The organism is Mesotoga sp. HF07.pep.5.2.highcov, assembly GCF_003666285.1.
GTDB lineage: Bacteria > Thermotogota > Thermotogae > Petrotogales > Kosmotogaceae > Mesotoga > Mesotoga prima.
On sequence record NZ_JFHJ01000034.1, the window covers coordinates 1 to 10,898 of the forward strand.

At 44.9% G+C, this 10,898-nt stretch carries 10 protein-coding genes and 1 pseudogene; 4 read left to right on the forward strand and 7 right to left on the reverse strand.

The features are described from left to right. From BG32_RS15700 to BG32_RS00670, 3 genes are all read right to left on the reverse strand, one after another. Positions 1-275, reverse strand: a 275-nt coding sequence (locus BG32_RS15700; RefSeq protein ID WP_259459407.1) for a hypothetical protein, incomplete at its 3' end; no start/stop codon positions are given. 111 nt (positions 276-386) lie between these two features. Then, the gene (locus tag BG32_RS00665) at positions 387-1,007 is read right to left on the reverse strand and encodes a hypothetical protein (RefSeq protein ID WP_121510272.1); all 621 of its coding nucleotides are present in this window, start codon (positions 1,005-1,007) and stop codon (positions 387-389) included. A 72-nt stretch (positions 1,008-1,079) separates the two neighbouring features. Further along, positions 1,080-1,874, reverse strand: coding sequence for a hypothetical protein (locus tag BG32_RS00670; RefSeq protein WP_121510273.1), 795 nt, complete (start codon positions 1,872-1,874; stop codon positions 1,080-1,082). Between the two features lie 116 nt (positions 1,875-1,990). On the opposite strand from BG32_RS00670, the gene BG32_RS00675 reads away from it, so the two are divergent. Next, positions 1,991-2,644, forward strand: a complete 654-nt coding sequence (locus tag BG32_RS00675; RefSeq protein WP_121526221.1) for a YggS family pyridoxal phosphate-dependent enzyme — start codon at positions 1,991-1,993, stop codon at positions 2,642-2,644. Positions 2,645-2,787: 143 nt separating this feature from the next. On the opposite strand, the gene BG32_RS00680 is transcribed toward BG32_RS00675, so the two are convergent. The 4 genes from BG32_RS00680 to BG32_RS00695 form a co-directional block, all read right to left on the reverse strand. Next, positions 2,788-4,941: a Tex family protein gene (locus tag BG32_RS00680; protein ID WP_121526222.1), complete on the reverse strand. Its 2,154-nt coding sequence runs from the start codon at positions 4,939-4,941 to the stop codon at positions 2,788-2,790. Then, positions 4,934-5,878 carry a pyruvate kinase gene (locus BG32_RS00685; RefSeq protein ID WP_099773101.1) on the reverse strand — a complete coding sequence of 315 codons (945 nt, stop codon included), beginning with the start codon at positions 5,876-5,878 and terminating at the stop codon, positions 4,934-4,936. The genes BG32_RS00680 and BG32_RS00685 overlap by 8 nt, the downstream gene beginning before the upstream one ends. A 166-nt stretch (positions 5,879-6,044) precedes the next feature. After that, entirely contained in the window at positions 6,045-6,947 is a 903-nt protein-coding gene (locus BG32_RS00690; protein ID WP_121510276.1) for an HD-GYP domain-containing protein, read from the reverse strand. Positions 6,948-7,086: 139 nt separating this feature from the next. Then, on the reverse strand, positions 7,087-7,464 hold the full coding sequence (locus tag BG32_RS00695) for a hypothetical protein (RefSeq protein WP_014731310.1): 378 nt from the start codon (positions 7,462-7,464) through the stop codon (positions 7,087-7,089). 177 nt (positions 7,465-7,641) lie between these two features. Between BG32_RS00695 and BG32_RS00700 the strand changes: the two genes are divergently transcribed. The 3 genes and pseudogenes from BG32_RS00700 to BG32_RS17005 all read left to right on the forward strand — a co-directional run bounded on the left by BG32_RS00700 (position 7,642) and on the right by BG32_RS17005 (position 10,790). Beyond that, entirely contained in the window at positions 7,642-8,277 is a 636-nt protein-coding gene (locus BG32_RS00700) for a cyclase family protein (protein WP_121510277.1), read from the forward strand. A gap of 26 nt (positions 8,278-8,303) precedes the next feature. Continuing rightward, on the forward strand, positions 8,304-9,200 hold the full coding sequence (locus BG32_RS00705; RefSeq protein ID WP_259459409.1) for an MBL fold metallo-hydrolase: 897 nt from the start codon (positions 8,304-8,306) through the stop codon (positions 9,198-9,200). 927 nt (positions 9,201-10,127) lie between these two features. Next, positions 10,128-10,790 (forward strand): annotated as a pseudogene (locus tag BG32_RS17005) (MATE family efflux transporter). The last annotated feature ends 108 nt before the right edge of the window (positions 10,791-10,898 follow it).

Genomic DNA, 10,898 nt, shown 5'->3' on the forward strand with positions numbered 1-10,898 from the left:
TTTTTTTCGGAGCCATTTCCCGTTCCATTAGTGCACACAAGGCACGCATCCCTCAACGACTCCCTTGAAAGTGTTTCAATCCGATCACAGTTTTTCGCGGGTCTTCTCTTTGCATCCCCGAAAGGTCTAACCGTCTTTCGCCCTTCAAGTACGTCAACAATAAAGTCAGAAGGAACTGGACCGGCGATCTTTAGATCACTGTAAATCAAAGTAAAGGGGAAAAATAAGGGAAGATCGGAAATAGTTCCCAAGAGATCGAATTTTACAAAATTCAAGCCGAGAGAGTCGGCAGCTATTCTTGCCTGTTCAAGAGCCAGTGAATTTCAGGGGCACTGGTCTCCAAAATAGTGAGCTCTGATCTCTTTGCAAGACATGGAAGATCTTCTCTATTTCTTTATGAGCGAGTAGACAGTATCCCGGATCATCTCTTCTCTGAAAACGTAGAAGCCTGCGTTTTTAAGCCATTGATCGTACCAACTCTTCAAGGGTCTGAAATTGTAGTTCCCGTCGTCATCTATATACTCGCCAATGACGACGGGAAGGCCGCTTTTCTTAAGAGTCTCGCATCTCTTTTTTGACTCTTTTTCATTGCCTATACCGGTTACCAGGAGTCCTACACCGCTGGTCTTAACGGATCGAGAGATCCTTAGAAGCGTTTTTGACCATAATTCGGGGTGGAGGTTTTGAAGTATTCCTGAGGCGACAAACCCCTCAAAGATACCGAGAAAATTAAAGTCTGAAAACCCAATGTTCATGACTCGGATTCCCTGCGTCTGTTTTATAGCCTTACTGCAGGAAACGCCCACAACTCTCAGTTTCATTTCTCTCAACAAGGGCCAGAAGTCCTGTGCATGACAGCCAAAATCGGCGATAATGTTCGACTCTTCAAGAAAGCCAGTCATCCTAAGAATAAAGTCCTGCAGTTGCGACTTGTCTATTTCTAAACCGGTACAGGTTTGCTCAAGTACATCATTTCTATATCTTTCAAGCCATTCTCGTCTTTGCAATCTACTCACCTACTATATTGAGATTGTATCCAAGCAGGGAAGATTATCAAACAAAAGTCTTGACTCTAATTGTCAGAAATGGTAATTTATCTTCACCTCTTCAGTCTTCGACTCTCCAAAGCCATAGGTTATTTCTGCTACAAAAGTTGGTGATGCGTCTCTATCGGCCTCATAATAGACAGTTTTTGCTAATTCCTGCGAATTGCCTAACGGTAGAAAGAGAGTCTCTCTCGTATCCTGTCCTTCGACAACCTTTATTGCCACTTCAGAAATTCTAAGCTCTTCATCTCTGCAATAGTGCGTGTAGAGATCAAATGAGTAGTGGATCTTGTCCGTTTCAAGAAGCCAGGCATGTCCAAGCAGTTGATAGCGCTGAACGTTGTAAAGATCGTGAGGAATGGCAAATTCGTTGCTCAATGTCTCTTTGTTTCCATCTATAACTCTAACCTGACCGTGATATGTTTCACCAGGCAAGAGCTCGATCATGGCAGTAAAGACACCGTTCTCTGATTTGAGCTCATAAGAACGAACCTCTGCATCTTCATCGATTATATTGAGAAACAACTGACTTCCTTCAGTGAATTCAGAAAGAGTAACTGAGGCCTTGAGTGCTACTTTTTCAAGAGTTGTCGAAGATCTGGTGAAGTGAACCGATTTGACAACATCACCGGATTGCTCGATTCGGTTTCGAATATCGGATACAACTGTATCGAGAGAGGCAACTCTCGATTTGAGAGTGAAAAGGTCGGTGCGAACTGTCGAAATCTCTTCCAAGAGTTTGTTTGATGTAATAACTGTTGTTGCGAGATTAACGATTGCAGCCGCCGAAATCAATACAACCAATAACCATGCGATGCCCTTACTCATAACACCATCTCCTACTAAGTATTCACCCCGGCAATTTGAATAATATCACGACTTTCGTCTTAGCTCAAACACAATGGGATTCGATGCAATATAATTTACTAAAAGGGGGTCCGAAGATGATTGCTGAGAATGTGAAAAGGCTGAGAAGTGAAATACCTGATTATGTTACAATTGTAGCTGCATCGAAAACGAGAACCGCTTCAGAAATTTTGGAGATTCTGGAAAGTGGCTTGAAAGATGTCGGTGAGAACTACGTTCAGGAGGCAGAAGGAAAGTTCGAAGCCATAGGCAACAAAGCTAGATGGCATTGTATTGGGCACTTACAGAGAAACAAAGTGAAGAGGGCCATAGAGATATTCGATATAATTCAGACCATAGATTCATTCAAGCTCGCAGAGGAGATAGACAAGAGATGTTCATACCTTAGTAAGAAGATGCCGGTCATGGTCGAAGTTAACAGCGGCAAGGAGGAGAACAAGGCCGGTGTCTTGCCGGAAAATGTTCTACAGCTGATAACCGAAATCTCACCGCTCAAGAATATTGCGGTGGTCGGTCTAATGACTATGGGGCCTTTCACAGAGGATCCTGAAGAGATAAGACCTAGTTTGAGGCTTACGAGAAGACTTTTCGAAGAGATCTCAAAAGAGAAGATCGAAGGAGTCGAGATGAAGTACCTGTCGATGGGAATGTCCAATTCCTACGAGGTAGCGATCGAAGAGGGTTCAAATATGGTTAGACTGGGAACGATTATCTTCGGAGAGCGACAATAATGATTCTGGCCAGCTGATCTCGGTTGCGATAGGGAGTCAACGGGGTCAATCTTTCGCGGGATTTCTTTCGAGATTCAGAGGTTCAATGCCTAGAAAGATTAGATGCGAACAAAGGGCTTCACAAAGTCTTCAGCCTATGAAGATCAAGTGCTGCTGGCATTTGAGAGAAGTTCAAGTCCTATCCTCATTCTCTTCGTGTCGACTTCCAGGACCCTTACCTTCACAATCTGGCCCACGCTCAGTACCTCGAGAGGGTCTCTAACCCTTCTTCCCATCTTGCTCTTGTGAATAAGCCCATCCTGCTTGACCCCTATGTCAACAAAGGCTCCGAAATCTACGACATTTCGAACAGTCCCCTCCAGTTCCATCCCCGTGGACAGGTCTTCCATTGAAAGGACATCCGTTCTAAGGATCGGTTTTTCGAGTTCCTCCCTGGGGTCCAAACCCGGCTTTTTCAGCATGCCTACAACTTCTCTCACGGTTATCGGATTGAATCCCTTATCCTTAGAAAAAGCGTCGAGATCGATCCCGTCGAGTTTTGCCGAGACTTCTTCTTTTCTCGTGAACAACTCCTCAGGGTTGAAGCCAGCGCTCTTGAGGATAGCCCTGGCAATCTCATAACTTTCGGGATGAACGGAAGTCCCATCGAGAGCCTCTGATCCATTGATGATTCTACAGAAACCGGCCGCCTGCTCGAAGGCCTTTGGGCCTAGACCGGAGACCTTCAGCAGTTCCTTTCTGTTCCTGAACCCTCCGTTTTCCGCCCTGTGTTTTACAATGTTCAAGGCCGCTCTTGAGTTCAATCCAGATATGTATTTGAGTAAATGTTCCGATGCGGTGTTTAGACTGACGCCTACTAGATTCACAACGGATTCGACCTCTCTGTCGAGCGTCTTCTTCAATTCCGACTGATTTACATCGTGCTGGTACATGCCGACACCAATAGCCTCCGGAGGGATTTTCACGTATTCGGCCATTGGGTCCTGAACCCTCCGCGCAATCGAGATCGCTCCTCTTGTTGTTACGTCTTCGTTCGGGAACTCCTCAATCGCAACTTTTGAGGCCGAGTAGACCGAAGCGCCCGACTCCGTTACAATCATATATTTGACCGGAAGTTTGTGCTCCTTTATCAGTCTGCTTACAAAGGCCTCTGTTTCCCTGGAACCTGTACCGTTGCCGATAGATATGAGTTCAACCTCTAAGGTTTTTATGGCCTGAACCACTTTCATCGAAGAGTTTATGTAGTCGTTCTGAGGTGGGGTCGGATATATCACATCATGATAGAGAAGAGAGCCGTCCTTTCCAATTACCGCCACTTTGCATCCTGTCCTGTAACCCGGGTCGATACCCATTACGACTTTTTCCCCGAGAGGAGGCTGGAGGAAGAGATCCCTGAGATTTCTGGCGAAAACATGGATCGCCCTTCCCTCAGCCTCTTCTCTTATCATGTTTCTCACTTCTCGTTCAATAGAAGGCATGAGCAATCTAGAGTAAGAATCCGACGAAGCCTCTACCAGTTCTTCATAGTAAGCAAGATACTCTTTCCACCCTATCGAGTCTCTCAGAGAAGGCAGAATATCGAAGGGTAACTCCAGCTTCAACGAGAGAATCTCCTCCCGTTCTCCCCTGAAAAGAGCCATAATCTGGTGAGCGGCCAGCTTAGAGATCGGTTGAGAAAAATCGTAGTAGTCCCTGTAAACCTCGCGCTCGTCCTGCTTATCTGAATGAGAGCTTCTGATTGTCCCTTTTTCCTTAAGTTGATTTCTCAGCCTTTCCCTCACGGATATCTCCAGGGAGAACTCTTCGGCGAGAATATCCCTGGCTCCTTCTAGAGCCTCTTCTATCTGAAATATCTCCTGTTCGGTATTGACAAAAGTAACGATAAAGGTTTCGTCCTTGATCCTTGATGTCTTCAGGAAATCTGCCAGCGGTTGTAGCCCCTTTTCCCTCGCTTTGTCCGCTCTGGTTTTCTTCTTCGATTTGAAGGGAAGGTATAAGTCCTCAACCAGCTGAAGGTTTTTTGCATCATTGATGGCGGCTTTCAGTTCCTCAGTGAGTTTGCCCTTTTCTTCTATGATTCTGAGAACTTCTTCTTTTCTGGAACGAAGCTTCTTTGCATATTCAAGTGCATCGGAGATTTCTCTTAACTGTATCTCGTTCAATTCACCGGTCTTTTCCTTTCTGTATCTGGCAATGAATGGTATAGTCTTTCCTTCTTCCAGCAATTCAACGGCACTTTCCACTTTCCATCTCGGTAGAGAGAGCGAGTTAGCAATGTCTGTTACAATTTCATTCATCCGATGTGACCTCCAGAACCGTCTTTATGGTCTCTATCGGGAAGGAACCGTAAGCCGTTTCGTTTGAGAGAACCACTCCCGCGAATCCTCGCCTTTGAATGTCCTTTAGATGACAAAGCTCACTCCTGGTGGCGAAGGGTGCATCTACCATGTGTTCAAGAACTTCACCAGCCATGAGCACAGGTTTGTAGAGTTTACGGAGATTATCCGAGAAGAATGTATAGAAATCTACGAGGCCTCTCGCCCCTAGTTGGGCTCCGAGGTCACCTCTACAGAACCAGATCTCGTCACTTGAAGCCGAGATCTCCTCTATTCTGGAAAACGGCAGCTCTCTTTCGATCTTGGAAGCTACTTCTCTTCCGGAGAGTTCCTTCAGTTCGATTACCTCGCTTGGACTGGAAACAAAGGAGAGCGCATATCTAACGAAGCCGTACTTCCTTGTGGCAAGCACGATGTCAGAATCTCTCGAGGAGAGTTCTATCTGGTTTATCGGATGGGGAGAGATATTCATACCTTTGGCCGGTCGAATAACGCCGCCTCTCAGAACCATAGCTCTTGCAAAATCTGCCTCGAGTTTGAGTACCTGCAGTTCAATCCTGCCGTCTTCTATTGAGACCCTCATTCCGGGAGAGAGGTATGAAAGGGTTCTGGGATCAACCGCTATGCTTCTTAGTTGAGAGGACTGGCAGCCAAGAACAACCTGTTCACCAGCCTTCACTTCCATTATCGGCTGACTTCTGGACAGCCGAAGCTTGGCACCCTGTAGATCGATATACAGAGGAAGAGCACAGTTATCCTCGTAGTAAGAGATGAATTTTTGAAGCTCTTCAAGAGAAACGTGAGAGGAATTGAAACGTATGGCCGATGCTCCCGACATTTCAATCGACTTGAGAAGTCTACGTTCATTTATTGTAGCAACGATTGAAAACTCTCCCATCTAGATCACCTCTAAAGAGATTATATCAGCAACGGGATTTGAGAACTCAGCGTTTTCAAAACGATGAAACATCTCGTTTCCAGCCAGTATGTGAATTGATGTTTATTTAGTCGATTACTCTGCGGAAAGAAGTCGGGAAAGAAAGGATTTTCATGCTCGGTTGCAGCTATATTAGGCCCTCGTCTATACATTCCTCAAGAGCCTTGACGGCTTTGGAATCGTACAGCAAGCCGGCTTTGGACTTGAGCTCTTGAAGGGCTTCATTGCAGCTCATCGCCTCTCTATACGGTCTCTTTGAAGTCATGGCGTCAAATGAATCTGCAACGGCGACGATTCTAGCCTCCAGAGATAATTCGCTCCCCTTCAGCCCATCGGGATAGCCCGACCCGTCAAGTCGCTCGTGATGATGCCTTATTATGTCCTGGGTCTCTTCAAGGAAGTTCCCCTTAACCATCTCGCAACCAGTAACTGGATGAAGCTTGATTATCTCGAACTCCTCCTTACTCAATCGAGAGGGTTTCTTCAATATCGAATCGTCTATTTCAATCTTTCCGATGTCATGGAACAAAGCTCCCATCGCAATAACTTCCTGTTTCTCTGAAGGAACGCCAAGTTTTCTTGCAATTGCCAGAGAAACATCTCTCACTCTCTTTCCGTGGCCATGAGTGTATGAGTCTTTAATCTCCACTTTGGAAAGAATATCCTTCATTACCGCCATATTATTGCTTATGTATTTGAACAGCGGTCTTGAAGATACATGAAGCAACCTAACGTCCGTCTGGGGCTTTAGTTCGACAGGAGACTTGAGATTGTGGGCATAAAAGTAGTCTCCGGGTCCTAAATTGACTTCTTTTTCGGAGTAATTGCACGAAATGGTTCCCTCTATGATGTAGTAGAATTCGAGCAGGTCCCCGCCCGAAAATGTATCCAGGAACGTTACAACTCCGGAGCGCAATTCATACATCGAAATCTCTACGCCATCGCCGTGAGCCAGCAGAGAGAGCGAAGAATTCTTCTGGGCAACCGTTTCGATGGTTTCGCTTGACTTGCAAACTTTGAAACCTTCCATCTCTTCCCCCAAAAATAAAGCCTATAGAATACGTTAATGCTCAAATACAGTGTATCACATATACTCTGAAGGTTTTAGCTAATCAGAAATGCCGTAGATGACTACGGCATTTCTGGCACGATTAGTTTATTTGGCCCTTCTAGTCGTCGATTATCAGAATGGGATCGACCATGAAGATCTTGTAACCGAGTTTTACCGGCACATAGTAACAAATAGCATTGTAACCGATCTCTTCGATTTTCTCAATGGCACTTTGTGAAATGCGTAGAGCCGTGTTCACGAGATCGTTCCCCAGATCGTCGATCAGATTCTCATAGGCCTCCAGAGAAAGACCGGTTTCTTCAAAACGCTCTGTAAAGCACTCTGCTTTCTCTATGGCGGTCTCAATTAGCGATTCGATCCGCTCGTTTGCCGATTCCGCTATCTCCTTCGCTACGTCCAATGAAGAACCGATTAGAGACGATGCAGACGACACAACGAAGAGGAGTACTAATAGATAAGCAAGAATTCTTCTCATACAAATCTCCTCCTTTTTCTTTCGAATGTATCAATCATATCATATAATCTATTGATTTCAAATAAAGATCTTTGCTTCATTAAAGAAAACTACCTTTGATTTGTTTCGCTCTGTAAGGCCTTTGCTGTGCTATTCTGTAGTTGTTGTATTTTCGTGTAATAATAGCGAGGTGATGCTTTGACTAGATATGTCGATCTTACAAGAGTAATCGAAGACAATCAGCCGGTCTATCCAGGTGATGATCAGACGAGGCTCCACAGGTCGAGAGCCTTGAGCGAAGATGGATACAACAACCACAGACTTGAAATAAGTATGCACTCGGGAACCCATATAGACGGTCCCATGCATCTCACCCAATCAAATCTCTATGTAGATCAGATCGAGATCGATAGACTTATAGGCAAGGGAGTTCTCCTAGATGTGAGGGGCGAAACAGAGATAACAATTAAGCCGCAATATGAAGAAGCGATCTCCGAAGACTCGGTTGTTCTTTTCTGGACTGGAAGGGATTCCCTGTTTGGTAGCGAGGACTATTTCTTGAAGAACCCATACCTGACTTCCGATCTGGCCGAATTTCTGGTAAAGCGTAAAACGAGAATGGTTGGTTTCGACTCATCTTCTCCGGATCGATACCCTTACGATATCCACAGAATTCTTTTCCGTGGAGGCTGCTTCATCGCAGAGAATCTTACCGGTCTTGAAAACCTGTCGAATTCGAAAGAACTGGAAATCTTCGCGATTCCGTTGAAGATCCATGCTGATTCCTCTATAGCCCGAATCTTTGCCGCGGTCAAACAGGGAGGAGACCCTTGAGGATTCGGACAGTCGGCAGAAGGGGAGTGTTGTTTACCTTTCAAGACGAAGATTCACCGATGGGTGGGGAAACATCCGTCTATTTGATAGAAGGCGGAGATCGCTTTTATTTGTGTGACACGTTTCTAGGAAGTCGGTTTATGAACGTTGTTAAGGATCGAATTAAAGAAAGCCCCAGAAAGGATCTCGTAATCTTCAACTCACATTCTGACTACGACCACGTCTGGGGAAACGGAGCGTTCGACGGGTGCGAAATCGTCGCTCATGAACTTGCAAGAAGAAGAATGGAAGAAAGATGGGAGTACGATTTCGAAAATCTGGAAAGATTTCGAGACGGAGATGTTTTGAAGAGACTTCCCAATGTCACCTTCAGCTATAGGTTAGTCTTTGAAGATGACGAAATAGAGTTTCGTTATTTGCCGGGGCACACTCTCTGTTCTTCTGTATGCATCGACAGAAGAGATTCGGTGATCTTCGTAGGAGATCTTGTGGAAGATCCTTTACCACTAACTCTCTGGAGCGATCTGGTAACCTTCACGGAGAGTTTGAAGACTGTACTTAAGATGTCGTGTCAGACCGTAATTTCTGGACACTCTGGAATCGTCGCTGAGAGTCTTATAAGAAGGAATCTGGAGTATCTGAAATCTCTTTTCCTTGGTGAAGAAATAGATGTTGAAGAAGGCGAAGAGACACATTCATTCAACACAAAGTATCTCGAGTTTCTGCATTATGAAGACAAAGCAAGAGAAATTCTTGGCGAGAGGTTTGACTTCGTGCAGTTCAAGAGAGAGTTTTGGCAGATGCTCGGAGTGGAAAGGGAATCTCTAAAATTTGAATCGAGATTGATCCGACAGACTCCTTCTGAAAGACTTGAAGAGATCTGGCCGCAATTTGAAGAGCAGTTGAAGAACAGGAAGGATTAGAAATGAAAGAGAGTAGAAAACTGAGTGCCATATGAATTCGATGGAGGTGAGAGGATGTTTTGATTTGCGATTATTCCTTTGATTATAGGCATCACGGTGGTTGTGGGACTGATTATGTACTTCACGATTGCAAGGTGAAACGAGAGACAGAGGTTCATAAGCCAACATAGATCTTATTTTCCTTATCTCGGTCAAGTGAAATTTCTTTTTGATTAATTGGCATAAAATGTTATTTTCGGGCATCATTGCTCTTCCATCTTAAACTGCTGCCCCTCAAACGTAAGAAACGATTGAAGGGCAGCCGTCGGCTTCTTCTACGGGTTCATCTCCTTCCCTAGATAAAGCTGCTGAAGATGCAAAATAGTAGAATTGGGGATCTCAGCTTTCCTCTCCTTCTCTGTAGAATCCTCTCGCCTCCATGCTTTCTTTTTTCAGTGAATCTCTTTGAATGTTTCTTCAACAGTAGGTTCGTACATCTCGTCTATCGGTTCTTCAGAAAAGACCGATCCGCCAAAAGTATTAGTGAGACTAAGAGAAAGCTGATAATACCTTCTTTCTTCTCAGTAATCTCCTCCTCGGGCCAATTAGGTCTCTTATCGGTTCGATCGCTTTATGCAACGACGATTTGCTAAGAGGTTTTTTTACTATCGCAACGAGAGTATAAACCCCGAAATAGGAACTGAAGGGCTACGTTTGCTTCTAAGTTAATGAGAATACTTCGGAAAGACCGCGCAAACAAGATTCGTTGGCTTTCCGTTCCTTCCATGCCCGTCAAATGGACTCGATTAGTGTACTATGATAGCAGGTAGTCTCTGAAATGGCGGTTTTTCTTGAGATTAAGAAGTTCCGAGGAAAGAGCGAGGGTCGATGGGGAAGATGAAGATCCCTTAGCTTTTCATAGATCTTTCGATTCCTTCAATAATTGCAATGTTGAGAAATTCTTTCTACAATTCTGTCGATACTTTCTTCATTGGGTGGATAGGAACAAGCTCCGTAGGCTCAGTTTCATTTGCCTTTCCAATATTCAATCTTACAGGTGCCGTTGGCCTGACATACGGTGTAGGAGCCGCTTCAAATGTTTCGCGTCAACTGAACGCCGGAGATAAGAAGCAAGCCGATTAGGCGGCATCCACGGCTCTCTTCACAAGTTTTGCAACGGGAACTGCCTTCACCGTACCTGGACTGATATTCCTGGACCCTCTTCTTACCGCTTTCGGGCCTACCGAGACTATTATGGAGTACACGAGAGAATACACAAAGATGATCATTATGGGGTCGATATTTACCATGATGAACATGACCATGAACAATCTCGTAAGAGTGGAGGGCAACGCCCAGAAATTCATGGTTGCTATGGTCTCTGGAGTCCTTCTCAATGTTGCGCTCTTTCCTGTTTTCATCTTCGGATGTGGAATGAGTATCGTGGGAGCGGCCGTTGCGTCAGTCATCTCTCAGTCTGTTTCGACGATGATCATTCTCGAGTACTACATAAGAAAGAAGAGTAGCACGAATCTATCTATAAGACTGTACAGTCTCTCTCTCTTCAGATATACTCTGAAATCTTCAAAATCCGTCTTTCGACACTCCTGAGGCAATCTCTGTCAAGTTTCGCACCGCACTTCTGAATCACGCTGCCGGAAACTACGAGGATCATGTCGTTTCGGCCGTCGAAACAACAATGGGGGTTCTCATGTTGGG